The organism is Ruegeria sp. H4 (genome assembly GCF_056533065.1).
Genome location: NZ_JBQFOC010000001.1, coordinates 841,514 through 867,363, shown reverse-complemented (window position 1 = coordinate 867,363; position 25,850 = coordinate 841,514). Strand labels below are relative to the sequence as shown.

30 protein-coding genes are annotated in these 25,850 nt (G+C 57.4%); 13 read left to right on the top strand and 17 right to left on the bottom strand.

Annotated elements, in window-relative coordinates:
* Window positions 1–19: 19 nt before the first annotated feature.
* The 4 genes from phnE (ACR0KG_RS04415) to phnC all read right to left on the bottom strand — a co-directional run bounded on the left by phnE (ACR0KG_RS04415) (window position 20) and on the right by phnC (window position 4,118).
* Window positions 20–1,387 carry a phosphonate ABC transporter, permease protein PhnE gene (gene phnE, locus ACR0KG_RS04415; RefSeq protein WP_480826592.1) on the bottom strand — a complete coding sequence of 456 codons (1,368 nt, stop codon included), beginning with the start codon at window positions 1,385–1,387 and terminating at the stop codon, window positions 20–22.
* Window positions 1,384–2,265 (bottom strand): phosphonate ABC transporter, permease protein PhnE, encoded by an 882-nt coding sequence (gene phnE, locus ACR0KG_RS04410; RefSeq protein ID WP_480826591.1) that lies wholly within the window; start codon window positions 2,263–2,265, stop codon window positions 1,384–1,386. Before phnE (ACR0KG_RS04410) ends, phnE (ACR0KG_RS04415) begins: the two co-directional genes overlap by 4 nt.
* Window positions 2,266–2,330: 65 nt before the next feature.
* Complete coding sequence (phnD, locus tag ACR0KG_RS04405; protein ID WP_480541783.1) at window positions 2,331–3,233, bottom strand: phosphonate ABC transporter substrate-binding protein; 903 nt, start codon at window positions 3,231–3,233, stop codon at window positions 2,331–2,333.
* 63 nt (window positions 3,234–3,296) lie between these two features.
* A complete protein-coding gene (gene phnC / locus ACR0KG_RS04400) occupies window positions 3,297–4,118 on the bottom strand; it encodes a phosphonate ABC transporter ATP-binding protein (RefSeq protein ID WP_480826590.1) in 822 nt (273 codons plus the stop codon).
* A 163-nt stretch (window positions 4,119–4,281) separates the two neighbouring features.
* Here phnC and rpe point away from each other — a divergent pair, with 163 nt between their 5' ends.
* Window positions 4,282–4,968, top strand: coding sequence for a ribulose-phosphate 3-epimerase (gene rpe, locus ACR0KG_RS04395; RefSeq protein WP_480826589.1), 687 nt, complete (start codon window positions 4,282–4,284; stop codon window positions 4,966–4,968).
* Window positions 4,969–4,975: 7 nt separating this feature from the next.
* Here rpe and ACR0KG_RS04390 read toward each other — a convergent pair whose 3' ends face one another.
* On the bottom strand, window positions 4,976–5,362 hold the full coding sequence (locus tag ACR0KG_RS04390) for a MarR family winged helix-turn-helix transcriptional regulator (RefSeq protein ID WP_480826588.1): 387 nt from the start codon (window positions 5,360–5,362) through the stop codon (window positions 4,976–4,978).
* A 123-nt stretch (window positions 5,363–5,485) separates the two neighbouring features.
* Here ACR0KG_RS04390 and ACR0KG_RS04385 point away from each other — a divergent pair, with 123 nt between their 5' ends.
* The gene (locus tag ACR0KG_RS04385) at window positions 5,486–5,854 is read left to right on the top strand and encodes an antibiotic biosynthesis monooxygenase family protein (protein ID WP_480826587.1); all 369 of its coding nucleotides are present in this window, start codon (window positions 5,486–5,488) and stop codon (window positions 5,852–5,854) included.
* A gap of 21 nt (window positions 5,855–5,875) precedes the next feature.
* Window positions 5,876–6,325, top strand: coding sequence for a hypothetical protein (locus ACR0KG_RS04380; protein WP_480826586.1), 450 nt, complete (start codon window positions 5,876–5,878; stop codon window positions 6,323–6,325).
* 126 nt (window positions 6,326–6,451) lie between these two features.
* Here ACR0KG_RS04380 and tuf read toward each other — a convergent pair whose 3' ends face one another.
* The 3 genes from tuf to parC form a co-directional block, all read right to left on the bottom strand.
* Window positions 6,452–7,627 carry an elongation factor Tu gene (gene tuf / locus ACR0KG_RS04375; RefSeq protein WP_170531293.1) on the bottom strand — a complete coding sequence of 392 codons (1,176 nt, stop codon included), beginning with the start codon at window positions 7,625–7,627 and terminating at the stop codon, window positions 6,452–6,454.
* A 115-nt stretch (window positions 7,628–7,742) separates the two neighbouring features.
* On the bottom strand, window positions 7,743–8,333 hold the full coding sequence (locus ACR0KG_RS04370) for a hypothetical protein (RefSeq protein ID WP_480502129.1): 591 nt from the start codon (window positions 8,331–8,333) through the stop codon (window positions 7,743–7,745).
* A 98-nt stretch (window positions 8,334–8,431) separates the two neighbouring features.
* Window positions 8,432–10,780, bottom strand: a complete 2,349-nt coding sequence (gene parC, locus ACR0KG_RS04365; protein WP_480826585.1) for a DNA topoisomerase IV subunit A — start codon at window positions 10,778–10,780, stop codon at window positions 8,432–8,434.
* Window positions 10,781–10,985: 205 nt separating this feature from the next.
* On the opposite strand from parC, the gene ACR0KG_RS04360 reads away from it, so the two are divergent.
* The 6 genes from ACR0KG_RS04360 to ACR0KG_RS04335 all read left to right on the top strand — a co-directional run bounded on the left by ACR0KG_RS04360 (window position 10,986) and on the right by ACR0KG_RS04335 (window position 15,277).
* Window positions 10,986–11,633, top strand: a complete 648-nt coding sequence (locus ACR0KG_RS04360; RefSeq protein ID WP_480549909.1) for an SH3 domain-containing protein — start codon at window positions 10,986–10,988, stop codon at window positions 11,631–11,633.
* 69 nt (window positions 11,634–11,702) lie between these two features.
* Entirely contained in the window at window positions 11,703–12,530 is an 828-nt protein-coding gene (locus tag ACR0KG_RS04355) for an SDR family NAD(P)-dependent oxidoreductase (RefSeq protein WP_480549911.1), read from the top strand.
* Window positions 12,531–12,611: 81 nt separating this feature from the next.
* Window positions 12,612–12,815 carry a twin transmembrane helix small protein gene (locus ACR0KG_RS04350; protein WP_170531301.1) on the top strand — a complete coding sequence of 68 codons (204 nt, stop codon included), beginning with the start codon at window positions 12,612–12,614 and terminating at the stop codon, window positions 12,813–12,815.
* On the top strand, window positions 12,816–13,388 hold the full coding sequence (locus ACR0KG_RS04345; RefSeq protein ID WP_480826583.1) for a cob(I)yrinic acid a,c-diamide adenosyltransferase: 573 nt from the start codon (window positions 12,816–12,818) through the stop codon (window positions 13,386–13,388).
* Between the two features lie 201 nt (window positions 13,389–13,589).
* Window positions 13,590–14,348 (top strand): electron transfer flavoprotein subunit beta/FixA family protein, encoded by a 759-nt coding sequence (locus ACR0KG_RS04340; RefSeq protein WP_480549915.1) that lies wholly within the window; start codon window positions 13,590–13,592, stop codon window positions 14,346–14,348.
* Window positions 14,348–15,277 carry an electron transfer flavoprotein subunit alpha/FixB family protein gene (locus ACR0KG_RS04335; RefSeq protein WP_480549917.1) on the top strand — a complete coding sequence of 310 codons (930 nt, stop codon included), beginning with the start codon at window positions 14,348–14,350 and terminating at the stop codon, window positions 15,275–15,277. Before ACR0KG_RS04340 ends, ACR0KG_RS04335 begins: the two co-directional genes overlap by 1 nt.
* 56 nt (window positions 15,278–15,333) lie before the next feature.
* Here the strand turns inward: ACR0KG_RS04335 and ACR0KG_RS04330 are convergent, their stop codons facing one another.
* Entirely contained in the window at window positions 15,334–16,146 is an 813-nt protein-coding gene (locus tag ACR0KG_RS04330; protein ID WP_480545018.1) for a DUF6473 family protein, read from the bottom strand.
* Window positions 16,147–16,309: 163 nt separating this feature from the next.
* Between ACR0KG_RS04330 and ACR0KG_RS04325 the strand changes: the two genes are divergently transcribed.
* The gene (locus ACR0KG_RS04325; RefSeq protein WP_480545017.1) at window positions 16,310–17,185 is read left to right on the top strand and encodes a 3-hydroxybutyryl-CoA dehydrogenase; all 876 of its coding nucleotides are present in this window, start codon (window positions 16,310–16,312) and stop codon (window positions 17,183–17,185) included.
* A gap of 72 nt (window positions 17,186–17,257) precedes the next feature.
* Here ACR0KG_RS04325 and ACR0KG_RS04320 read toward each other — a convergent pair whose 3' ends face one another.
* The 8 genes from ACR0KG_RS04320 to ACR0KG_RS04285 are packed head-to-tail and all read right to left on the bottom strand — an operon-like array spanning window position 17,258 to window position 22,947.
* The gene (locus ACR0KG_RS04320; RefSeq protein ID WP_480826582.1) at window positions 17,258–18,157 is read right to left on the bottom strand and encodes a lysophospholipid acyltransferase family protein; all 900 of its coding nucleotides are present in this window, start codon (window positions 18,155–18,157) and stop codon (window positions 17,258–17,260) included.
* A gap of 39 nt (window positions 18,158–18,196) precedes the next feature.
* Window positions 18,197–18,466 carry an HPr family phosphocarrier protein gene (locus ACR0KG_RS04315; protein WP_170531313.1) on the bottom strand — a complete coding sequence of 90 codons (270 nt, stop codon included), beginning with the start codon at window positions 18,464–18,466 and terminating at the stop codon, window positions 18,197–18,199.
* Window positions 18,467–18,482: 16 nt separating this feature from the next.
* Entirely contained in the window at window positions 18,483–18,875 is a 393-nt protein-coding gene (locus tag ACR0KG_RS04310) for a PTS sugar transporter subunit IIA (protein WP_170531314.1), read from the bottom strand.
* On the bottom strand, window positions 18,872–19,765 hold the full coding sequence (rapZ, locus tag ACR0KG_RS04305) for an RNase adapter RapZ (RefSeq protein ID WP_480826581.1): 894 nt from the start codon (window positions 19,763–19,765) through the stop codon (window positions 18,872–18,874). The genes ACR0KG_RS04310 and rapZ overlap by 4 nt, the downstream gene beginning before the upstream one ends.
* Complete coding sequence (locus ACR0KG_RS04300) at window positions 19,750–20,220, bottom strand: HPr kinase/phosphorylase (protein WP_480826580.1); 471 nt, start codon at window positions 20,218–20,220, stop codon at window positions 19,750–19,752. The genes rapZ and ACR0KG_RS04300 overlap by 16 nt, the downstream gene beginning before the upstream one ends.
* Before the next feature lie 4 nt (window positions 20,221–20,224).
* The gene (locus ACR0KG_RS04295) at window positions 20,225–21,943 is read right to left on the bottom strand and encodes an ATP-binding protein (RefSeq protein WP_480826579.1); all 1,719 of its coding nucleotides are present in this window, start codon (window positions 21,941–21,943) and stop codon (window positions 20,225–20,227) included.
* A gap of 32 nt (window positions 21,944–21,975) precedes the next feature.
* Window positions 21,976–22,680 carry a response regulator gene (locus ACR0KG_RS04290; protein WP_170531319.1) on the bottom strand — a complete coding sequence of 235 codons (705 nt, stop codon included), beginning with the start codon at window positions 22,678–22,680 and terminating at the stop codon, window positions 21,976–21,978.
* 21 nt (window positions 22,681–22,701) lie between these two features.
* Window positions 22,702–22,947, bottom strand: a complete 246-nt coding sequence (locus tag ACR0KG_RS04285) for a hypothetical protein (RefSeq protein ID WP_480826578.1) — start codon at window positions 22,945–22,947, stop codon at window positions 22,702–22,704.
* A gap of 80 nt (window positions 22,948–23,027) precedes the next feature.
* Here ACR0KG_RS04285 and ACR0KG_RS04280 point away from each other — a divergent pair, with 80 nt between their 5' ends.
* The 3 genes from ACR0KG_RS04280 to ACR0KG_RS04270 all read left to right on the top strand — a co-directional run bounded on the left by ACR0KG_RS04280 (window position 23,028) and on the right by ACR0KG_RS04270 (window position 25,850).
* A complete protein-coding gene (locus ACR0KG_RS04280) occupies window positions 23,028–24,626 on the top strand; it encodes a phosphoenolpyruvate carboxykinase (RefSeq protein ID WP_480545012.1) in 1,599 nt (532 codons plus the stop codon).
* Between the two features lie 357 nt (window positions 24,627–24,983).
* Window positions 24,984–25,274 carry a hypothetical protein gene (locus tag ACR0KG_RS04275; RefSeq protein ID WP_170531325.1) on the top strand — a complete coding sequence of 97 codons (291 nt, stop codon included), beginning with the start codon at window positions 24,984–24,986 and terminating at the stop codon, window positions 25,272–25,274.
* Window positions 25,275–25,385: 111 nt separating this feature from the next.
* On the top strand, window positions 25,386–25,850 hold the full coding sequence (locus ACR0KG_RS04270) for a hypothetical protein (protein WP_480549933.1): 465 nt from the start codon (window positions 25,386–25,388) through the stop codon (window positions 25,848–25,850).

Genomic DNA, 25,850 nt, shown 5'->3' with positions numbered 1-25,850 from the left:
GTCTGGTCCAACTATCCTGTCAGGGCAAAAGGAAGGGTTTACGTTTAGAATCACGCGGCTTTCGCGTCTTCCCTGTCTCTCCCTGGATCAATCGACGGCGTAGCCAGCCCGAGAACCAATCCATCAGCATCACCATCAGGATGATCAGGACGATATAGTAAGCGACCTCTTCCCAGTCCTTTTGCGTGATGATTGCCTGCGTCAGCAGCAGACCAATACCGCCACCGGTGATAGCACCAATTACGGTGGCACTGCGGGTGTTGGATTCGAGGAAATAGAGAAGCTGGCTTAGCAGAACAGGCGTGATCTGAGGGATAACCCCAAAGCGATAGCGCTGCGTGGCGTTGGCCCCTGTTGATTGCACGCCTTCGATCTGTTTCTGGTCCACGTTCTCCAACGCTTCCGAGAAGATCTTGCCGAACGTGCCGGTATCCGTCACCAGCATGGCCAGAGCACCGGTTAACGGGCCGGGGCCAAAGGCGCGGGCCAGCACAACGGTCCAGATCAGCGCATCCACACCCCGAACGAAGTCAAAGATACGGCGAGTGAAAAACCGGACGGATTTCAGCGGGTTGAAGTTGCGCGTGGCCAGAAAGGCCAAAGGCAGAGCCACGATAGCTGCGCCAAACGTTCCAAGGAACGCCATCAGGATTGTCTCGAATATGGCCCAGGCCACATCCTGATGCCGCCACATCTTGTTGGTCCAGAAATCGTTGAGGATGGCCCCCGCCTCACCCGAAGCAGCGCGCCCGGCGAGCTCTGAGAAGGACTGACCATAATACGGGCTGTCCAGCGTGAACCAGAACAGCTCCCACCCGTTGAAGTACCGGAATACTTCGGCCCGGTTGCGGGTCACCGTCAAGCGGCCCGCATCAGTGGTGATGGCCATCCGGTTCTTTGAGACGTTGATCCACTCGGGCACCTCGCCCGCTGGCAATTCAGCCTGCACACCGGCGGCACGCGTCGGGGTCGCACGCACGGTGCCATAGCCGGGGATGTCATATTCAATCGTTTCCGGACCGAAACGGACAACATGCCCATCTTCCAGATCGATCACGGTTGTTTCGCCCAGCGCGACCCAATCCGGGACCTCACCTGCGGGATAGGCGCCTTTGCGTTCGCCTTCGATGGCGGCTGAAACCTCGCCGGTGCGATTGTCCCGCTCGATATGGGTTTTGTAGCTATAGCTGTCTGCAACCAGCGTTTTGCCGTTTTCGAGATTGGCGCGGGCTGCCAGACCGGGCACGTCAAAGGCGAAGAATACGTAGGTCAGATAGACCAGAACCAGAACGGGCAGGCCGAAATTCATCAGACGCTTGCGGCTGAACAGGCGGTCCGCCTCGGCCTTCAGCTCATCAATGGACAGATCGGTTGCGAAGGTGCTCATACCGAGGCTCCTTTTTCCGACCCGTGGGTCAGGCGGTCGCGCAGCACACCTGAAATCTGGTCCACAACGACAATAGTGACAAAGAGAAGAAGGAAGATGGCCGCCGCTTCATCATAGCGCCCCTGCCCCCAGGACATCGAGTTCCGCAGCTCATAGCCCAGACCACCCGCGCCGACGAAACCCAAAATGGCCGACGCACGGATATTGATCTCGAACCGCAGCAGCGCATAGCTGACGTAGTTCGGACCGACCTGCGGGATAACGCCCAGATACATGCGCTGTGACCAATTGGCTCCGGCTGAGTGCAGTCCTTCTACTGGTTTTAGTGAGGCGTTTTCGTTTACTTCCGAAAACAGTTTGCCCAGTGCCCCGGCCGTGTGGATGGCAATCGCGATCATCGCTGGAACCGGGCCGCCGCCCAGAACGAAGATCAACACCAGCGCAATGACAATCTCGGGGATCGCACGACAAATATCGGCAATGCGGCGGAATAGCGGGATAAGTGCAGGCCAAAGCGCCATGCCACGCGTCGACATCAAGGCCAGAAACGTCCCTGCGATGGTCCCGATCAGAGTGGAGGCTGCGGCAATGTTGATCGTCTCGATCAGAGCGGGGAAGAACTCGACCAGATTCTCGGGCATCGACCCGATCTTTTCCCACGCCTCGGACAGAACCTCGGTGGGATAGTCGAAGATACGGCGCCAGCCATCGATAAAGCTGCCTGCGTTGCGGCTGTCTGCGGTGCGGAAACCCGCGGCCATCAGCGCGACAAAAAGGATCAGAAGAATACCACCATAGACCTGCTTGCGCCGTGTCATATCGGAATAGTCGGCCCGAATCTGGTCGACGGTCTGGGACCCTGCGGTCAGGTCTGTCATGGAATGCTCCTGAGTGGAAAACGGGGCCCGGTGGAAACCGGACCCCGAACTTGGAAGATGCAGGCTTAGTTTGACTTCAGCTTGCGTGCTTCGATGATGATCTCATACGCGTCATGCGTGATTGGCTCGAACGCCTTGGCTTCACCGGCCGCAACACCGTAAAAGCATTCGCGGTCTTTTTCCGCCAGACCAGCCATCAGAGCAGTCATCTTTTCCTTAACGTCGGCAGGCAGTGCGGTGCGCAGAACAACCGGGCCTTCCGGAATCGGCTTGGATTGCCAGATCATCACCATGTCGTTCATGTCGATCAGACCTGCGTCAACCGCGCGGCGCAGGGCACCCGAGTTGAAACCGTCTTCCCAGTCGCCCAGACCGTCAGCCCAGGTCACACCACCGTCAACGTCGCCATTGTTCACAGCAACGATGGTCTGCTCATGACCGCCGGTGAATTTCACTTCACCAAAGTAATCACCCGAGTCCATGGTCGCGCCAGTTGCCTGCGGGATTTCGATCGACGGGATCAGGTAGCCCGAGGTCGAGTTCGGATCACCGAAGCCAAAAGTCTTGCCCTTCATGTCTTCCAGCGAGGCAATGCCGCTGTCCTTGCGCGCAAAACCGATCGAGTAGTAGCCGTAGCCGCCGTCTAGGTTCACTTTAACCAGAACCGGCTCAACCGCTTCGGGATCGCTCAGATAGGTTTTTGCATAACCCGATGCGCCCAGCCACGCCATGTCGATGGTGCCGCCCAGCAGGCCCTGGATCACGCCATCATAGTCGGCAGGGGCGAACAGCTTGGTTTCAACACCCAAAGCTTCTTCGGTGTATTCACGCAGACATTCGTTGTTGTTCAGGCGGTCCTGGGCGTTTTCGCCGCCCAGAATGCCAATGCGGAACTCGCTGATTTCATCAGCCAGGACCGGTGTGGCCAGGGCCGTGGTCGCAGCAAGGGCAGCAATCAGTTTTTTCATCTGTCTCTCTCCAGTTGATGTGCCGGCCTTTCAACGACCGGTCGATGAAAGGGGGTGGGTGGCTCAGATGGTCGCTTCTGCTTCCATCAGCGCCTTCTGGGTGGCGTCCAGAGTGTCGATCTCGGTCGAAGTTGCCTCTTCCGAGAAGCTGGCATCTGCCCCGTAGATCTCGCGGGCGACGCCGGTTGTCAGTTGCTCGGGCAGGCCGTCAAAGACGATACGCCCGTCACGCATACCGACCACGCGGTCGCAATAGCGACGCGCAGTGTCCAGCGTGTGCAGGTTGGCGATGACCGTGCGGCCATCTTCTTCGTGGATGCGGCGCAGCGCCTGCATCACGACCTGTGCGTTCATCGGGTCGAGCGAGGCAATCGGCTCATCCGCCAGAATCATCTTAGGGTCCTGCATCAGGGCACGCGCAATAGCGACACGCTGCTGCTGTCCGCCCGAAAGCGCTTCGGCCCGCTTTGGCGCGTGCTCGGCGATCCCCAGACGATCCAGAATATCGATGGCACGATGGATCTCGGCCATTGGGTATAGGTTGAACATAGTGGCCAGCGTCGAATGTCGGTTAAGCGTGCCATGCAACACGTTCGAGACCACGTCCATACGCGGCACCAGATTGAACTGCTGAAAGATCATCGCGCAATCGGCCTGCCAGGCGCGTTTCTCACGACCTTTCAGCTTGGTGACATCGCGGCCTTCGAACAGGATCTCGCCTTCGGTCGAATCCGTCAGACGGTTGATCATCCGCAAGAGGGTCGATTTGCCCGCGCCCGAGCGCCCGATGATGCCGATCATGCACGGCTTGTCTACATCCAGCGTTGCCGCATCAACGGCGATATTCTCGCCGAAGCGCTTGGTCAGTTTCTCGATCCGCAGCACGTGCCACCCCCAATTCGTATTGGCGGTCAGCTACAGACACCACAAAACGGATATGTGTCAGTATGGTGAAAGTTTTGTAACGGCGCGGACGGCGGCGGGGCTATCCTTCTATGACGGCCACGGGTATACGCGACCCCGACTCTTCAGCTGATACGAGACCTCCATGAGCTTTGACCGCACCATCAAGATCGCCCCGTCCATTCTGTCCGCCGATTTCGCCAATTTCGGTGCCGAGATTCAGGCCATCGAAGCGCAAGGCGCAGATTGGGTTCATGTGGATGTGATGGACGGTCATTTTGTCCCGAACCTGACCTTCGGCCCCCCGGCGGTGAAAGCCTTCCGCCCTCATGTGAAAACCGTGATGGACGTGCACCTGATGATCACACCGGTCGACCCCTATATTCAGGCCTATGCCGATGCAGGCGCCGACATCCTGACCGTCCATGTCGAAGCTGGCCCGCACACGCACCGAACACTGCAGGCGATCCGGGCCACTGGCATGAAAGCCGGCGCCGCCTTGAACCCGGGCACCCCAGCCGAGGCGGTCGAGCATTTGTTGGACCTGACAGATCTGGTATGCGTCATGACCGTAAACCCAGGCTTTGGCGGCCAGAAATTCATCGACATGACCGCTAAGATCCGCAAGCTGCGTCAGATGATCGGCGACCGCCCGGTGCATATTGAAATCGACGGCGGCGTTGATCCCCGGACTGCGCCTCTGGTCGCTGCGGCCGGTGCCGACGTACTGGTCGCCGGGTCAGCGGTGTTCAAGGGCGGGTCGGTAGATCAGCCTGAGGTCTATGGCGAGAATATCCGGGCAGTACGTGCGGCGGCAGAGGGTGGGCTATAACGCCAACCTAATCCTGACGCATGCCTGAAATGATCCGACGCATGAGGTCCAGGAGCTGACGCTGTTCAGAAGCATCAAGACCCTCAAGCGCCTGCGCGTTGACGCTGTGGGCGGCGTCATATGCATTCTGACGAAGTCTAGCGGCCTTTTCAGTCAACCAAATCAACTGCGCCCGGGCATCATTTGGGTTTTTGGTTCTCTTGACCAGCCCGTCCCGCTCCATCCGGTTGAGAGTATTTGCAAGGGTTGCCTGCTCGACATCGATCCTGCTGAGCAGGTCCTTTTGCGACACCCCATCTTTCTGCCACAGCTCCAACAGGATCGGGAACTGGCCGACAACGATACCCATTGGTGAGATACGCTGTTGCAGTTCTCTGGCGAACAAACGCGCCATGTGATTGATCAGATATCCGGCTGAGTCTTCTTTCCTGAATTCCATATCAAGCAAATACGCTTGCATAGCATGCTATGCAATATTATATAGCTTGCTATATTAATTCTTGGGAAAGGATCCAGAATGGCACGCATTCTAGAACTCGACAATGTTGCAAGCTTGGCCGATCAGATGGAAACTGACGAAGGCCCAGTTGTATTGATCAACCTCTTCACGGTTGATGCGAAGGACGAAGACGCTCTGTTGGCCGCATGGTCGCACGACGCTGAGTTCATGAAGTCCCAACCAGGATACATCTCGACACAGCTACACAAGGGCATCGCCAATAGCTCAACCTTTGTGAATTACGCCGTCTGGCAAGATGTTCAGAGCTTTCGCCAGGCCTTTACCAACCCTGAATTCCAGCGCCGTATCGCCGATTACCCTGACAGCGCGGTAACGCGTCCGCACCTTTTGCGTAAGCTGGCGGTCGACAATCACTGTGTTGCTTAAGTGAAGGACGATGAGGGACACATGATCAAAACAATCCACCCGATCGCCGGAGTCGTTGGTTTTCTGACGATTCTGACCTTCTGGACATCGACTCTGTATAGTGAACTTTTCACCTCATACGCGACCGTTGCTTTTGTGAAAGCGAGCGTGGTCAAGGGGCTGTATCTGCTTGTACCTGCCATGATAATCGTCGGGACAACCGGCATGTCGATGGGACGGCGCCGCAAAGATGCGCCGGCTGTGGCAAAGAAGAAGAGAATGCCCATCATCGCAGCCAACGGGCTTCTGATCCTTGTGCCTGCCGCAATCTACCTAAACGCAAAAGCCGGAACTGGAGCGTTTGACACCGGCTTTTACGTTGTGCAGGTCATCGAGTTGATTGCCGGAGCCGCCAATCTGACACTGATGGCGATGAGCATTCGCGACGGTCGGGCGATGACCGCGCGAAGGCGTAAACTACAGAAAAAGTAGATCACACTTCCTGAATATACAAAGGCCGCCCCGATGTGGGACGGCCTTCTTTTTGTTCAACCGGGTTGCTCTAGGCAGATTTTCCTTTGGAAAATCGCCTGCCGCCCACCAGTCGGCAGAGCCGACTTACTCAGTGATTTTCGACACGACGCCGGCGCCGACGGTGCGGCCGCCTTCGCGGATCGCGAAGCGCAGGCCCTGCTCCATCGCGATCGGTGCGATCAGCTCAACGCCGAACGACACGTTGTCGCCAGGCATGACCATCTCGGTGCCTTCCGCCAGGGTCACGGTGCCGGTCACGTCAGTTGTACGGAAGTAGAACTGCGGACGGTAGTTCGCGAAGAACGGGGTGTGACGACCGCCTTCTTCCTTGGTCAGGATATAGGCTTCAGCTTCGAACTTGGTGTGCGGTGTAACCGAACCCGGCTTACACAGAACCTGGCCACGCTCAACGCCGTCACGGTCAACACCACGCAGCAGGGCACCGATGTTGTCGCCTGCTTCACCGCGGTCCAGCAGCTTGCGGAACATTTCAACGCCGGTGCAGGTGGTTTTAGAAGTGTCACGGATGCCGACGATTTCAATCTCGTCGCCAACATTGATCACGCCACGCTCAACACGACCGGTCACAACGGTACCACGGCCCGAAATCGAGAACACGTCTTCGATCGGCATCAGGAACGGCTGGTCAACAGCACGCTCGGGGGTGTCGATATACTCATCAACAGCCGCCATCAGTTCCTTGATTTTCTCTTCGCCGATTTCCGGGTTGTTGCCTTCCATCGCGGCCAGAGCCGAACCTGCGATGATCGGAATATCGTCGCCGGGGTATTCATACGAAGACAGCAGCTCGCGGATTTCCATTTCCACCAGTTCCAGCAGCTCTTCGTCGTCAACCTGGTCCACTTTGTTCATGAACACGACCATCTTCGGGATGCCAACCTGGCGGCCCAGCAGGATGTGCTCACGCGTCTGCGGCATCGGGCCGTCAGCGGCGTTCACAACCAGGATCGCACCGTCCATCTGGGCAGCACCGGTGATCATGTTCTTGACGTAGTCGGCGTGGCCGGGGCAGTCGACATGCGCATAGTGGCGGTTGTCGGTCTCGTATTCCACGTGGGCGGTCGAGATGGTGATGCCGCGCGCTTTCTCTTCCGGCGCACCGTCAATCTGGTCATACGCTTTGAAGTCACCGAAATACTTGGTGATTGCTGCGGTCAGCGTCGTCTTGCCGTGGTCAACGTGGCCAATCGTGCCGATGTTGACGTGCGGTTTTGTACGCTCAAACTTTTCCTTTGCCATTCCTCAGGCGCCCTTTTGCATTTTGGGGGACCCTTGGTCCCGTGGTTACATCTGCGCGCGCGAGATATTTGGTTCAGGGGGGAAAATCAAGCACATCCTTGGGGAAAAGCCGAGCTCAGGCCGGATTTTGCACCAGTTCGGTAGAATCGAGCGGTTGGATCAGGTCTGGTCGCTTGTCGAACCAGCCATTGTCATTGTGCTCTTCGGCCAGCCATTCTTCGACGCGGTCAGCAACTTTGAGGGCCAAACCACTCATTTGCTCTTCTTTGGTTCGGGTGCGCCCCGAACCGGCAAAGGCGCTTTCCCCAGTCGTATCTTCCAGCACTTGGAACTGTTTGGCCTTGGCCAGAAACTCTTTCTTTTTCACGTCATAAACGTTTACCAAAACAATCGCGGTGCTTTTGGGATTATAGATAACGGGAACTCCGGGAGGAGCCAGCATATAGCCTTCGAGGCTGATGCCGATGTCATATTCCTGCGCGCCTTGGTAGCGCCCCAGACGGATATCAACCGCGTTCTGGATCGCGTCTTCCCATTCTTTTGGGGTTGCATCGCGCGAAACCGGACCCTGTTTCGCTTTTTCGGCAAACGCGTAGTTCACCCGCAGCTTGAATTCACCCAGTGACTCGGGTTCTTCGTAAACCTGCGTCTGCGTGCAGGCGCCCATCAGGGCCAATCCGGTGATCAGTGTCAGAATGCGCAACATGTCTCGTCTCGATAGGCCTGTTTTTCTTTTGATTTAGCGCACCAACACAGGCTGTGCCAAGCCGCATCGGCAGAAATTCACCCGCGCAAGCCCCTTGATCACGAGAATTTATAGTCGCGTGGGAAACCATAGGGGGGCTTTTTCCCAACACTGGCGCGTTTGGCCAGCCACTGAGACATATCCGCCTCGTGCCGAGTCTTGTCGCCCCCCATCGACCATTTGAGGCCTTCCTCCCAATTGAAGGTGGTGATGTCAGACAGGCCGCCATCCAGTTCCAGCGTCCCCTGACGGCCCCGCGCCATATTGTATTTCTGCAGACGCACACCTTTGCCGCGTGTCATCTCGGGCAGGTCTTCGGTCGGGAAGACAAGGAACTTACCGTTCTGAGATACGACCGCCACATGGTCGCCTGCGACCGGCTTACAGATCATCGCCGTTTCGTCATCCTTGACGTTGAGCACCTGTTTACCGTTGCGGGTCTGGGCCAGCACATCATCCTCGGGCACCATGAAACCGTTGCCTGCGTCGGAGGCCACCAGCAGCTTTCGACCCGGTTTGTGGATCAGGATGTCGATGATCTGAGCCTCGTTCGGCAGGTCGACCATCAAACGCAGCGGTTCGCCCATGCCACGCCCGCCCGGCAGGTTGGCGGCGCTGACCGTGTAAAACCGCCCGTTTGACGCAAACACCAGCAGCCGATCGGTGGTCTCTGCGTGGAAGATGAACCGGGGGCCGTCGCCGTCTTTGAACTTCAATTCGCGTGCCAGATCGATATGTCCGGTCATTGCGCGAATCCAGCCCATCTGAGAGCAAACAACCGTGATCGGTTCCTTGTCGATCATCGCCTCAAGCGGCACTTCCTCGACCTGCCCTGCCTCGGCAAACTGCGTCCGGCGCGCGCCACCTTCATAGTCTTTGCCGAAGGTCTTCTTGGTCTCTTTCAACTGCTCGGCAATCTTGGCCCATTGCAAGGCGGGATCGGCCAGCAGGTCTTCGAGATTGGCGCGTTCCAGCATCAGGTCGTCGCGTTCGCGGACCAATTCCATCTCTTCTAGACGGCGTAAGCTGCGCAGCCGCATGTTGAGGATCGCGTCAACCTGAACTTCGGACAACTCACCCTCGCCTGGTTTGGGCGTGATGTAGTCGGATTCGTCGGTCGCGCGGACGTGGTCGATGCCCCAGTCCTCGCGCATCAGCGCGGCTTTGGGGTCGTCGTCGTAACGGATGATGTCGATCACACGGTCGAGATTGAGGAAGGCGACGATCAAGCCCTCCAACACTTCCAAGCGGTGGTCGATCTTCGCCATGCGGTGGCGCGAGCGGCGGATCAGGACCTCTTGCCGGTGATCGAGGAAGGCGCGCAACACTTCCTTCATCGAACAGACCTTGGGCGTCACCCCGTCGATCAGCACGTTCATGTTCAGGCTGAACCGCACCTCAAGGTCCGAGTTGCGATAGAGCATCCCCATCAGCACCTCGGGGTCCACGTTTTTGGAACGCGGCTCGAGGATCAGACGGATGTCGTCGGCGGATTCGTCGCGCACATCGGCGAGGATTGGGATTTTCTTGGTCTGGATCAGTTCCGCTATCTTCTCGATCAGCTTGGACTTCTGAACCTGATAGGGGATCTCGGTGACCACGATCTGCCATTGGCCGCGGCCCAGATCCTCGACCTCGAACTTGCAGCGCAGGCGGAAGGACCCGCGCCCGGTGCGATAGGCTTGCGCGATATTCTCGGGCGGCTCAACGATCACGCCGCCGGTCGGGAAATCCGGGCCGGGCACATAATTCAGCAGCGTGTCGTCGCGCGCATCAGGCGTTTTGATCAGATGGAGACAGGCGTCGCAGAGTTCCGAGATATTGTGCGGCGGGATATTCGTCGCCATGCCCACGGCAATACCGCTGGCACCATTCGCCAACAGGTTAGGGAACTGAGCGGGCAGCACGACCGGCTCGGTCAACGTACCGTCATAGTTGTCGCGGAAATCGACGGCGTCCTCGTTCAGACCCTCAAGCAGCGCCTCAGCCACAATGGTCATCCGCGCTTCGGTGTATCGCGAGGCCGCCGGGTTGTCGCCGTCGATATTGCCGAAGTTCCCCTGTCCGTCGACCAGCGGGTAGCGGACGTTGAAGTCCTGCGCCAGACGCGCCATCGCGTCATAAATCGCAGCGTCCCCATGGGGGTGATAGTTACCCATCACGTCGCCGGAAATCTTGGCCGACTTTCGGAACCCTCCGTTTGCACTGAGTCGCAACTCGCGCATCGCATAAAGGATTCGCCGATGCACCGGCTTCAACCCGTCCCGCGCATCCGGCAGGGCGCGGTGCATGATGGTGGACAGCGCATAGGTCAGATAGCGCTCACCAATTGCGCGGCGCAGCGGTTCGGCTACCTCGCCCCCACCTTCAGGGGCCTCCATATTGGGGTCGTCGATCGTGTCATTCATAGATGATGTGATACGACGCAAGCGCGGCTGGGTAAAGCAAGCATGGCCCATTTTGCTGGGGACAAGTCGTGCTTTTTGCAACAGGGGGAGGCAAGCCTGTGTTTTCCCCCGATTTTCGACTCAGCCATCAAAATATGGTACCATTCCGACAATAAATGAATGCTGCCTTTTTGTTGTTGTAACGATTGATTTTGGGGGATGCGCCATGACGCGCCTTATTCTTATTACATTTGCCGCACTCGGCTGGACCTTTTACGTGATGAGCGGAGGTCCGGATTTTGAACCACGCGGCCTGCGCGCCGACAATCCGCAACGTATGGCTGAAGCTTTCAGTCCCGCATCTAAGCCCGTGGCCTCAGCCCCGGTGGAAGAGCTTGTGACACAGGTCAGCTTTGAACCGACCCCGTCGAATCGTCCTGCACCAACACTTGAGCCGCTTGCAGAGCCTGAGCCAGCCCTGACCGAAGAAGAAACCAAGGCCATGCTGGCACAAGTGGCCGCTGGCCTGCAGGCGAACCCCTCTTTGTTCGAAGATCAGACAGTTTCGCTTGCGCTCGCATCGCTTGAAGACGGTGTTGCCTCGCTTCAACAGGTGGTCACAGATGCCGATCCCGAGATAGTAGGCGTGCCCGCTTTGCCTGAGCCAGAAAAGGACATCCGCGAGATTTCAGGCACACGCGTGAACATGCGCGATGGGCCCGGTACGATCTATCCGATCATCGGCAAAGCGCAGATCGGCCAGCAGGTCGAAGTTCTGAGCGACTCGGGCACCGGCTGGTTGCGCCTGCGCGTGTTGCCCGGGCAACAGGTCGGATGGATTTCAACATCGCTTGTCCGAAAAACATCAAACTGATTGTTTAGCGTCATTGTCCTGCCCCAATGCTGATCGTAGCTATTGAGCACATTCTGGTGCGGGACACTCATGCAAAAATCGATTCTCATCACAGGTTGTTCTTCGGGTATCGGGCTTGATGCGGCACACGGTATGCGAGCACAAGGATGGCGGGTGTTTGCCTCGTGCCGACAGCAGCGTGATTGTGATCGGTTGCGCGCCCAAGGCTTTGAAAGCCCGCGAATCGACTATGCGGATGCAGACAGTATCAAGGCCGGGTTGACCGAGGTTTTACAGGCCACCGGCGGCACGCTGGACGCCCTGTTCAACAACGGCGCCCATGGCCTGCCCGGCGCGGTCGAAGATGTACCCACAGACGGGTTGCGTCACATCTTCGAAGCCAATTTCTTTGGTTGGCACGAACTGACGCGGCAGGTCATTCCCGTCATGCGTGATCAAGGCCATGGGCGAATTGTTCAATGTTCTTCTGTACTTGGGCTGGTGGCATTCCCATGGCGGGGTGCATATGTGGCGACGAAATACGCCATCGAAGGGCTCAGCGACACGATGCGTCTTGAATTGAAGGACACAAACATCCGCGTGATCCTCATCGAACCAGGCCCGATCACGTCAAAGCTGCGTGAAAAGGCCATCCCGTTATTCGAACGGTTCATTGATTGGGAAAACTCGGCCCTACGAGCGAAATACGAAAACTCACTGCTGAGGCGGCTGTATGAGAGCTCGGGGCCCGACAAGTTTGAACTACCCGCCTCGGCGGTCACGGCCAAGCTGGTCCATGCGGTCGAAGCGCGCAGACCCAAAGCCCGCTACTATGTCACCACGCCGACCTATATCGCCGGTTATCTGCGCCGGATATTGCCCACAAGGGCGATTGACCGCATTCTGTCCGACATCTGAGACGAAATTACCGGTTCGCTTTTTCGGGTATCGGGGCTAGATCAGTCCAAACGAAACAAAAAACGCAGACGGTGAACCCTTATGGACCTTTTGATGGTCGTTTTGCTTCTGGCCATGGCGTCAGTGGTGGTCGTATTGGCGATCGGCATTTCCAACTTCGGCAAAGGCGGCATGGCGGCCGCGAAGAAAAGCAACAAGATGATGCGGCTGCGCATCCTGTTTCAGTTCATTGCCGTATTGCTGATCCTGCTCTACGTCTACCTCAAAGGACAGGGGGCATCTTAAATGGTTGTACTAAACAAAATCTACACACGAACCGGAGATGACGGGAAAACCGCCCTCGGCAATGGTGAGCGGGTTGCCAAATACTCTGGCCGGGTGGCCGCTTATGGCACAGTGGATGAGTTGAACTCCTTCGTGGGTGTGGCACGCACACAGGCTGGTGGTGAAACCGACGCAGCCTTGGCTCGCATTCAGAATGATCTGTTCGATCTGGGGGCCGATTTCTGCCGCCCCGACATGGAAAAAGATGCCGAGGCAGACTATCCGCCACTGCGCATCGCCCCTGCCCAGATTGACCGTCTTGAGGCCGAGATTGATGCTATGAACGCCGACCTTGAACCGTTGCGCAGTTTCATCCTGCCGGGTGGATCCCGTCTGGCGGCCCATCTACACGTCTGCCGCACCGTGTCCCGTCGGGCCGAACGCCTTGCCGTTGAGCTGACAAATATGGAGCCGGTGAACGAGGTCGCCGTCAAATACCTCAACCGTCTCAGCGACTGGTTTTTTGTGGCGGCACGCTGCGCCAACAACAACGGCAAAGACGACGTCTTGTGGATTCCGGGCGCGAACCGCTGACTGGCACGCCTGCAAATCAACTGCTTCTATCCGCAACAAAGTTTCGCGCCGTGGCGTCAAAAATTACGAAACGCGACGTCCCGAGCCCCTGACGTGACGATTTTGCCCTGTTGCACCGTGAATTGAGACGCTATTCAGTCGTCCGAGAGCATTGGTGGAGTCGCGTTGCGACTTACCGTTTTTGTGAGGAGAAAGCGCAAAATGAAGGTACTCGTGCCTGTCAAGCGCGTGATTGACTATAATGTGAAGGTCCGCGTGAAAGCGGACGGTAGCGGTGTTGATCTCGCCAATGTCAAAATGTCGATGAACCCGTTCGACGAGATCGCGGTGGAAGAAGCGATCCGCCTGAAAGAAGCGGGCAAGGCTGACGAAGTGGTTGCCGTTTCGATCGGCGTCAAGCAGGCGCAGGAAACCCTGCGCACCGCGCTGGCCATGGGTGCAGACCGCGCCATTCTGGTTGTTGCCGCTGATGATGTCCATCAGGACATCGAGCCGCTGGCCGTCGCAAAGATCCTAGCCAAAGTGGTCGAGGAAGAGCAGCCCGGCATCGTTCTCGCAGGGAAGCAGGCGATCGACAACGACATGAACGCCACCGGGCAGATGCTGTCGGCCCTGCTGGGTTGGTCGCAAGGCACCTTCGCGTCCGAACTGGACATCGAAGGCGATAGCGCCAAGATCACCCGCGAGGTTGACGGCGGTCTGCAGACCATCAGCGTCAAGATGCCGACCATCGTGACCGTTGACCTGCGCCTGAACGAGCCGCGCTATGCGTCGCTGCCCAACATCATGAAGGCGAAGAAAAAGCCGCTGGACGAGAAAACCGCCGCCGATTACGGCGTCGACGTCACGCCGCGTCTGGAAATCGTCAAGACCGACGAGCCGCCGGCACGTGCCGCAGGCATCATCGTAGGCTCGGTTGACGAGCTGGTCGGGAAACTCAAAGAAGCGGGGGCTGTGTAATGGCTGTTCTTCTTCTGGCTGAAGTCAACAATGGCGAGCTGTCGCTGGACGCTACCGCCAAGGCCGTAGCCGCCGTCAAGTCGCTGGGCGACATCACCGTTCTGGCCGCTGGCGGTTCCGCTGCCGCAGCTGGCGAGGCTGCTGCCAAGATCGACGGTGTCGGGAAGGTTCTGGTTGCCGAAGACGCATCGCTGGGCCACCGCCTGGCGGAATCGACCGCAGCCCTGATCGTGTCGCTGGCCGATGGGTATGAGCACATCGTGGCCCCTGCGACCACCGACGCCAAGAACGTGATGCCGCGCGTTGCTGCGCTGCTGGACGTGATGGTGATCTCGGATGCGTCCGGCGTGGTTGACGGCTCGACCTTCGAGCGTCCGATCTATGCGGGCAACGCGATCCAGACCGTGAAATCGAACGACGCCAAGAAAGTTGTCACCATCCGCACCGCGTCCTTTGACGCGGCAGGCGAAGGTGGTTCGGCATCGGTTGAAACCGTTGCGGTTCCCGGCTCCGCAGGACTGTCGTCCTGGGTTGAGGACAAGGTGGCCGAGAGCGACCGTCCGGAACTGACCTCGGCTGGTGTTGTTGTTTCGGGCGGCCGTGGTGTCGGCTCGGAAGAGGACTTCAAACTGATCGAAACGCTGGCCGACAAGCTGGGCGCGGCGGTTGGTGCCTCGCGCGCGGCGGTGGACTCGGGCTATGCGCCGAACGACTGGCAGGTGGGTCAGACCGGTAAGGTTGTTGCCCCCGATCTGTATGTAGCTGTCGGCATCTCGGGCGCGATCCAGCACCTTGCTGGTATGAAAGACTCGAAGGTCATCGTTGCGATCAACAAGGACGAAGAAGCGCCGATCTTCCAGGTCGCCGACTTCGGACTGGTCGCCGACCTGTTCCAGGCCGTGCCGGAACTGACCGAGAAACTCGGCTGATCTGACAGACCAGGTTTTTGCTGAAGCCTGTCGAAAGGCCCGCCAACAGGCGGGCCTTAGTCGTTCAGATCTCTGAGGTTAGGCAAGATAGCATCCGCAATGGCACGATGCGCGGCGGGGCCGATCATGTGTTCGGCCATTGGCTGCTGCAACGTGCCAAACAGCACATCCTCAAGCATCTCAGACGCACCTGATACGGCAACCTCGGCTTTGGCCACTTTCGCAGCAAACTGTCTGAGTTGACCCAGCATCGCATCGCTGATCTGTATCAGGGTATCCTCGACAAGCTGCACCCGACTCACCGTGAGGTGCAGCAGAAGAACCGGATTTTCGATGTTTAGCAGCAAGGTTTTCATCGCCTTCACCCAGCCTTCTTGCAGCTCCTGGGCGACCATCTCAAAACGGGCATCCTGATTGGCCTGAAGCCGGGTCAGCAAATGGCGCACAAAATTGATCTCGGCAAAGTCAATCTCGGGATACAATGCCAGAAGGTCGGGCGTAGGAGCAAGGAAGCGGTCGTTGCGGCGAGGGTGCACGCGATAGAATCGATTCGATTGACCATGAACCTCTGGCAGTTGCAGAATACACATCTGGCTGCCATTGATCAGCTCCAGCAAACCGTCGTCGCCAAGAATGGCATCAACACCTGAAAACAGGCTGCCCAGGTTGACGCATGTCTGTCGCAACTTGTCTTGAAGAACAGCAGGATACGGGTGCTCGACAAATCGCCCAAAGGTTTCATCCATGCCGACACAAGCCACATAGGGACCATCCAGCGCATTGGCAGGCCCGCGAAACCACAGTTTCGACCCAGAATACTGACATAGTTCGCCCCCGGCCACGCCGGAGCCTGCCTGATGATAGCTCATCTCACTCACCCATTTTTCACCCAACTGCCATCTTGACGCCCCAGATGTTGAGATTTTCCTAATATGCGCATTTGAAGCGAATTGCGGCCATACCTGCCCCTTGCCGCCCGCCCCGAACTGCCGATACTGTCGCCCATAACGCGCAGGGCAAAGGCAGCAGAACATGGATGTAAAATCGGTCGGAGTTATTGGCGCAGGTCAGATGGGCAACGGTATCGCTCATGTGCTGGCCTTGGCGGATTATGATGTTCTGCTGAACGACGTCAGCCAGGAGGCGCTTGACCGGGCGATCAATACGATCCAGGGCAATCTGGCACGTCAAGCCTCGCGCGGGAAGATCAGCGACGAGGTAATGCAGGCTGCGTTGCAGCGGATCACAACAACGCTGGAACTGCCACGACTGGGCCAGACTGATCTGGTCATTGAGGCCGCAACCGAGCGCGAGACGATCAAACAGGCGATTTTCGAAGACCTGCAACCGCATCTTCTGCCACATACGATTCTCACGTCGAACACCTCGTCGATCTCAATCACGCGGCTGGCCAGCCGGACAGATCGGCCAGAGCGGTTCATGGGGTTTCACTTCATGAACCCGGTTCCTGTGATGCAACTGGTCGAATTGATCAGAGGGATCGCAACCGACGAGCCCACCTATGCCGCGTGCAAGGCAGTGGTGGACCGCCTGGGCAAAACCGCCGCAAGTGCCGAAGATTTCCCAGCCTTTATCGTCAACCGCATCCTGATGCCGATGATCAATGAAGCCGTGTACACGCTTTATGAAGGCGTAGGGAACGTTCAGTCCATCGATCAATCCATGAAGCTTGGCGCAAACCATCCGATGGGGCCATTGGAACTGGCGGATTTCATTGGGCTGGATACCTGCTTAGCGATCATGAATGTGCTGCATGACGGATTGGCGGATACAAAATACCGCCCCTGCCCGTTGCTAACCAAATATGTTGAAGCCGGATGGTTGGGTCGCAAAACGGATCGTGGCTTTTATGACTATCGCGGTGAGGTTCCCGTGCCCACGCGCTGAGGGGGCCAGCCCCCTCGCCCGGATGGTATCCGGGCTCACCCCCGGGATATTTCTGGCCAGATGAAGAGTGGATCAGGATCTGTCTGATGTGCCCAAGGACATGGTGCGATCCCGGAGCCACGTCATGAACCCGCGCGGATCACGTTCCAGAAGCTGCATATCTTCGTCAGAGATCGGCTCTCCGATGACCGGAGATTGCGGTTTGTTGCAAGAGCGGACGATCTCATGCAGCAACAATCCCTGGCGTAGGATCGGCGACAGTTTATTGGCAATCTGATAGGCACGTGAGTTACGACCCGGGAAATAAATCGGAACAACCGTCGCACCCGAGCGGCGGATCATTTTGGCGGTGAAAACGTTCCACTCGCGTTCAATCGCCGGGCCGAACCAATCGTCCGAGGACATCACCACCCCAGAGGGGAACAGCGCGACGACACCACCATCCTTGAGGTGGTCCATCGCCTTACTACGCATTTCCAGCATTTTTGCCTGCGCTTCGGGGTCATGTGGGAACGGCACCGGGATCATGAACGACGTGGCGGCCTCATCCAGACCGGTCAGAACCGAACGTGTCAGGATGCGGTAATCACTGCGGACGCGCCCGATCAATTCTGCAAAGATCATACCATCCACCATGCCATGCGGGTGATTGGCAACAACGACAACAGGGCCGGTTTTCGGAATACGCGCGATCTGTTCTTCGGGCGTTGTAAGGGTAATCCCCATGGTCTTGAGCGCGCCGCTCCAGAACCGTTGGCCACGATACAGCTCGTTTTTCTTTTCGAACTTGTTGACCATCCTCAGAATGGTCAGCTTGCCGGTGCACCATTCGATGGCGCGAATAGCGGTTGCGGTCCAGGCATCGTCGAACGAGTTCGCATAGGTGAGCGTTCTACGATCGTAGATCTCGCCCTGATCCTCGGTCCCGTTTACGATCGGGCCTGTCTTGGTCTCGTGCGTTGTTTCCGCCAATTCCTGGTCTTCCCGTAGTTCCTGTCCCGGTGGGGCGGTTTAGAACCCTTCTCCGAACTTGTCATTCACAAGCGCTTCCAAGGCTTCTGCCAATGCCTCAGCATCTGGCCCCGAGGTCTGAACGTCAATAGTCGTTCCGCGTGAGGCTGCCAACATCAAAAGGCCCATGATGCTGTCGCCGGATGCAGAAAGGCCATCCTTGGAGACTTCAGCATTGGCATCAAACCCCTCGACAACCTCGACCAGTTTGGCGGAGGCACGGGCGTGAAGCCCTTTTTCGTTAATGATTTTCAAGCTTCGGTTGGTCATTTCAATCTGTCCGGTCTTAGTCCAATGTCACATTTTGCGCATTGATGTATTTGCGTCCAGCCTCCATCGCCTGACGTACTGCGTCAGCGACCGGCAGGTGGCGGCTTTTGGCCAATTTGATCAGCATGGGTAGGTTCGCGCCATAGAGGATTCGGCGATCCTGTGGCGCACAGGCCTTGAGGCTGAGGTTTGAGGGGCTGCCTCCGAACAAGTCTGTCACGATGACAACGCCGTCACCCAGATCGACCTCGTTCGCTGCACGGCAGATTTCGGCTTGTTTCTCTTCGCGGTCATGATCGGCTTCGATCGCGATCGCCGCCAAACCAGGTTGCGCCCCCACCACATGCTGCATGGCGGCCAGATACTCCTGAGCCAAACCACCATGCGCTACGATTACAATCCCGATCAATCCGGCCTCACATTCAACGCGCGTCGTTCCATTTCGCGGTGTCTAATTGCCACCTGCTGGCCCTGTTCTGCAAGGGCCTTTGCAACCGCTTCAGCCATTGCCACCGATCTGTGTTGCCCCCCGGTGCAGCCAAACGCCACCGACAGGTGCGCCTTGCCCTCGGCGCGAAACGCCGGCAGAAGCAGATTTAGCAGATCGGTGATCCGGTCAAAAAACGGCGAATAGTTCATATCCGACTGGACGTAGTGCGCGACATCCGGGTTTCGACCATCTGCCGACCGCAATTCGGGTCGCCAATAGGGGTTTGCCAGAAACCGGCAGTCGAAGACCATATCCAATCCACGCGGCAGACCGCGCTTGTAGGAGAACGATTCAATCGAGACCGCCAGATGCCGACCGTCTTTGGGCGCGAACCAACGCTCAACCTCCTCGCGCAGCTGGTGCACGTTTAACCCACTGGTATCGATCAGAGTATCCGCGATCTCTCGAATGGGCGCCAACAGCTCTTTTTCACGGCGAACGCCGGTTTCTGGGCCTGCATCCTGAGCAACCGGATGGCGCCTGCGGGTTTCGGAAAAGCGCCTCAGCAACACATCATCGCTGCAATCCAGATAGAGAACTGTCAAATCCACTTGGGGCATGCGGCCCAGCTTCTCGGCAAGTTCGATAAAACCGATGGTCGAAAAATCCCGGTTGCGCGCGTCGATACCAAGGGCCATGGGTCGGTCAGCCTCTGCTCCGTCCATTAGACGCGCCAGAAGCCCCATAGGCAGGTTATCGATGGCCTCAAAGCCCAAGTCTTCCAGCACATGGATCGCTGTAGAGCGGCCTGCGCCCGACGGCCCTGTCACCAGAACGGTTCGCTTTTGCGATGTCATTTCGTCGGCCATTCCGGGTCTACGCGTCCGAATCTGAGAAGTTGCAACAGGGCTTGTGCCAAATTGGGCACAGCAGCGCCCCGAAGCAAGGGCACGGTGCCCCTAAGCAGCGGGATCGTGATCGGATCAGGCAGGCGCGCTGTCTCTTGCTGATCCAGATCTAATACGAAATGCAGCGCAACAGACAGTGTATTCTGTGCCCTCAACAAGCCGATCCCACGGGCTTCGATCAAACCGGCAATCTCTGGTACGGGTGAGGCCATGATACAATTCCGTGCCATCCCAAGATCAACGCGATCATCGGCAACCAATACTGCGCCCTGCGTCATCATCTGCAGCGCCAGAGAGGATTTACCTGCTCCGGAAGCCCCTACGATCAAAAGCCCCTTGCCGGCAACGGCAACACAGCTGGCATGAACGCGGGCACTGTCCCGGTCTGCCGCATCTTTCAGGGATGAGATGGTCATCGGATCAGACAGGCAGCCCGACGACAAATCGCGCGCCTAGCGGATCAGAGGTGACATCCGCCTCGGTAGGGCGGATGTTTTCAGCCCAGATCACGCCGCCATGTGCCTCGACAATCTGCTTTGAGATCGCAAGGCCAAGGCCGGAATTGTTGCCAAAATGCTCGGCTGGACGCTGCGAGTAGAACCGTTTGAAGATCTTTGTCAGGGCCTGTTCCGGGATCCCGGGGCCAGTATCTTCGACGACAACCAACACTCGATTGTCCCGCTGGCGCACCCAGACGCGGATGGCGTCGCTTTCCTCGCAGAACGAAATCGCGTTGGTGATGAGGTTGACGAACACCTGTGCCAAGCGTGCCTCTAGCCCGTTCACGACAATCGGATCGGCAGGCAGGTCAGTGATATAGTCGATACCCTGCGCACGGGCATCCTCGCCCAAAAACTGCCCGATATTGCCAAGCAGTTTAAGCAGATCAAAAGGCTGTTCTTCCTCTTTGACCAGTTCCGCATCCAGACGTGACGCGTTCGAGATGTCGCTGACCAAACGATCCAGCCGCTTTACGTCATGTTCAATCACGCCCAGCAGCTTCTCGCGCTGATCATCGCGTTTGACCATGCGCAGGGTTCCGACGGCGGATTGCAGGCTGGCCAGCGGATTCTTGATTTCATGCGCGACATCGGCAGCAAATTGTTCATTCGCATCAATGCGATTGTACAGCGCAGTCACCATACCCCGCAGCGCGCGGCTCAGCCGGCCAATTTCATCCGGTCGGGCGCTGAGGTCCGGAATGCGAATACGCCCCGGATTGACACCTGTGCCCCTGTCCTTCCCCATCTCGGCCGCCGAGGCGAGATCTGCCAACGGGTTGGCAATAGTCGAGGCCAGAACAAGGCTAAGGCCGATCGAGACAAGCAGCGCAACAACAAACATCTGAAGGATGCGTTCCTGTTCACGCCTGGCGAGCGCATCAATCTCACCCGCAGGACCGGACATTGCCACGGCACCTGCTGGAACATCTTCATACAGGATCGGAGCTGCGGCCACGATCACCGTATCTCCAGCATCATCCTGCACAGCCTGAACCTGGCTCTGGCCCATCAACGCTTGCGGAATGATAGCCTGCACCTGTTGTGCCAATGTCGGAGCCTCGGTGTCCGAAGACCAGTTGAATATGCGTGACAATCCCGTCCAAACCGCATTCAGCGCGTCGCTGATGACTGTGCCGCCTGTCCGCATCTCGGTGTCCGGCCGCAAAAGTACAGGAAGCTCCGATGCTTGCGGCGCGCCCCGTGTCCAGCCGATCAGCGTACCGCTGGCATCGTAAACAAAAACCTCGCCCCCTTCAGGCAGGCTGAGACCAGCCAGCGTGTCCTTAACGTCAAGTTGGCTTGTATCCTGCGACGATTGCACAACACCCTGTCGCAACTGTGTTTCGAACACATTGCTGACCAGCTGCGCATCGCCCATCAAGTTGCGTGCGGTCTGCTGTACCTGCTCGGACCGCGAGTCATCCAGATAGAGTAGCCCCGTGACCAAGATCACGAGAGCAATCAGGTTGAAGGTGATGATCTTGCGGGCCAAAGGTGACCCGCGCAAAGAAAACAGGTTCCTGCGGGATCGCTTTTCTCGTAACTCCGCAGACTCGGGGTCCTGGGGGATAACCCAGTCATCCCCGAGAACGACATCACCGTCGCGCGTTTCATTGGCTTGTTCGGTGTCGCGCACGGGACCCCATTACCCCTTGTAGATGGCCGCGCCTATTCTTCGTTGTATCTGTACCCGATACCATAAAGCGTTTCGATTGCCGAAAACTCAGAATCTGCCGCACGCATTTTCTTGCGCAGACGCTTGATATGGCTGTCGATGGTGCGGTCATCAACATAAACCTGATCATCATAAGCCACATCCATTAACTGATCCCGGCTTTTGACAAAGCCCGGACGCTGTGCAAGTGCCTGCAACAACAGGAATTCGGTCACTGTCAACGAGACATCGGTGCCTTTCCAACTGACCGCGTGGCGCAACGGATCCATCCGCAATTCTCCGCGTTCCATGACCTTGGTGTCGCCGGTTGCGGCAACAGTTGCATCACCGCTGGTGGCTTCTTGCCGACGCAGCAGCGCACGAATGCGCTCAACCAACAGACGCTGAGAGAATGGCTTTTTGACATAGTCATCAGCCCCCATACGCAGGCCCAGAACCTCATCAATTTCGTCATCTTTCGAGGTCAGAAAGATCACCGGCATTTGCGTCTTCTGGCGCAGCCGCTGCAACAGGTCCATCCCGTCCATACGCGGCATTTTGATATCCAGAACGGCCATATCCGGCAGTTTCTTGTTGAACGCGTCCAGCGCGGCCTGTCCATCATTGTAGGTTTCAACCTCGAAACCTTCGGCTTCGAGCGTCATGGATACGGACGTCAGAATGTTTCTATCGTCATCCACCAGTGCAATCTTTGACATCGGGCTTACCCCTATTCCTGCTCACATACGCAATAATACGCTTTTTTGTAAGGTATTGTTGGCGTTTTTGCTGATCCGAATCAATCCGTAACCCTGAATCGTGCCATTGTTGCGGCAGCTATGCGGCAAAAATGCCTTGCTGCCCGCAAAATGCTGCCCAGTTTTCCGACAGGAAATATTTGGTGGCGCTAAACCTGAACTTGGTTGCGCTAACTGCGCCAAACCGTCCTGTTCACGCCCCAAAGGACCATGATAAGACCCGCTCATCGGCCGGTTTTCCCCGGCAAACTGCCCCAATGGTGCACCCGGCCAAACACGCCGCAGCGCCGCCACAGGAGAAGACACGCATGACATCTGGACGGGTTAACCCGCAATTCCGCCTCGAAAATCAGGGGATCGAGGGCCTGGGCAATGTCTATTATAACTTCATGGAACCGGCGCTAATCGAAGAGGCGCTGAAGCGTGGTGAAGGCACGCTGGGCAACGGCGGTGCCTTTTTGGTCACCACCGGTAAGTTCACCGGCCGCTCGCCCAAGGACAAGCACGTCGTCAAGACCGACAGCGTCGCCGACAGCATCTGGTGGGAAAACAACGCCGCGATGAGCCCGGAGGGGTTCGATACGCTCTATGAAGATATGCTCGAGCATATGAAGGGCCGCGACTATTTCGTACAGGACCTCGTAGGCGGAGCTGATCCTACCTATTCAATCAATGTGCGCATGGTCACCGAGCTGGCCTGGCACAACCTGTTTATCCGCCATCTGCTGCGCCGTCCTGATCGTGAGGATCTGGACGAATTCATCGCGGATTTCACCGTCATCAACTGCCCCAGCTTCATGGCCGACCCAAGCAAGCACAACTGCCGCAGCGAGACAGTGATTGCGTTGAACTTTGACCGCAAGCTGATCCTGATCGGCGGCACGGAGTACGCAGGTGAGAACAAAAAGTCCGTCTTCACCCTGTTGAACTACATGCTGCCGGAAAAAGGCGTAATGCCGATGCATTGCTCAGCCAACCACGCCGTGGGCAACCCAGTCGACACGGCGGTTTTCTTTGGCCTTTCGGGCACAGGTAAGACCACGCTGTCGGCGGACCCAGCACGCGTGCTGATCGGCGATGACGAACATGGCTGGTCGGATCGCGGCACCTTCAACTTCGAAGGTGGCTGCTACGCCAAGACGATCAACCTGAATGCCGAGGCCGAGCCCGAGATCTACGCGACAACCAGCAAGTTCGGCACAGTCATCGAGAACATGGTCTTCGACCCCGAAACCAAGGAATTGGATTTCGATGATGACTCGCTGACCGCGAACATGCGCTGTGCCTACCCGCTCGAGTATATCTCGAACGCGTCCAGTAGCGCTCTGGGCGGTCACCCGAAGAACATCATCATGCTGACTTGCGATGCGTTTGGCGTCCTGCCTCCGATCGCGCGTCTGACACCGGCGCAGGCGATGTATCACTTCCTGTCTGGCTTCACCTCAAAGGTTGCAGGTACCGAGCGTGGCGTGACCGAGCCGCAGCCGACCTTCTCGACCTGCTTTGGCGCACCCTTCATGCCGCGTCGACCCGAGGCCTATGGCAACCTGCTGCGTGACAAGATCGCCCAGCACGGCGCCACCTGTTGGCTGGTCAACACAGGTTGGACTGGCGGCGCTTATGGTGTGGGCAGCCGGATGCCGATCAAGGCGACCCGCGCGCTGCTGACAGCTGCGCTCGAAGGGTCTCTGGCTGACGCCGAATTCCGCAAGGATGCCAATTTCGGCTTTGACGTACCCGTTTCAGTGCCCGGCGTTCCCGAAGTTCTGCTGGACCCGCGCCGTACGTGGGACGATCAGGCAGCCTTTGACAAGCAAGCCGAGAAATTGGTGCAGATGTTTGCCGAGAATTTTGAGCAATACATCCCCTTCATCGACGACGACATAAAATCGGTCGCAATCGGCTAAACAGACAGGGGCGCTTGCGCCCCTTCTTTTTTGCGTCATCAATATGGCGCTTTGACCTTCAATAGTTACGCGACGGCACCATTCTCCACAATTTTATTGTTTTGACACTCAGATTGAGATAGGCACTCTGCCCATTACTAAGACCTCCGATGCAACTGCGCCGGAACCAAAACAGAAAGCACCACAGGGTTTCTCGCGCCTGCATACTCACCTCTGCAGATCGGGCCACCCAAATAGCAGAGTAAACCACTTACACGGGGATACGTGCCAGCGCGCAACTTGTTGAACACCCAAATTCAACCGATTTCGCGCCACCAGGACTGGACAGTGTCAGGCACGAAGCAAGACAGGTAAAATATGACAGAAATTTCGAAACTGACCGAGCTGCGCAAGTTGATGCAGAGCATGGAGCGTACATTGGGGCTGGAGAATCTCTCACCGGTCGAGCGCGACATCTACTACGCGGCCGAGGAGCTGTCGAAAGCAGATCAAGAGGTTCGGACATTCGGCTTGATCGAACACACACTGGTCCAAAGAGTTTCGCGCCCGACTTTTTTTCGTGCGCTGAAATCGTTGGTTGAAAAAGGCTATTTGTCTCAAAGCGGCAATGCAAATCGAGGGCGATACATCGTTCATGCGCCCAGATAAGCTGCGCCTCTTACGCGTTGTCGGTTGATCCCGGTGCGCAGGTGGGTCACCGAAACTTTCTTTGCCTCTTTGGCTTATGTGGTCGCATCACTCCTCACCTTTGAGGTTTTGATGCCGCTACAGAACATGTTCTTTCCAGAATATCCCAGCCGGGCAAGCCTGCTGTTTCTACCGCACGGTGTGCGCGTGCTATCCGCCTGGCTGTTGGGTTGGCGGGCGATCTTTGCGCTGTTGCCGGGGGTCATTGCGGTTTTTGCAATACTGGGCGGGGCGGATCTGTTCCTGCCCAGCCGCCTGATGGCCATTGCCATCGCGGTCACAACCGTACCGGCGGTGTTCTACCTTCTGAAATGGATGGGTTGGGATTTGTTCCCAAGAGCCGACAGAAAGCCCTGTTGGATTTGCGTCATGGGCGTTGGCGTAATCACGTCAATTCTGGTCTCTGGCCTGACCAACATGGCCTTTGGCAGCGCGACGGTTGAATATGTTGCCTTTTTGATCGGCGATATCTCGGGCCTGTTTTTCCTGATGCTGGGTCTCTATTTTGTGTTTCGCTTAGCAGACAAACGGGCATAA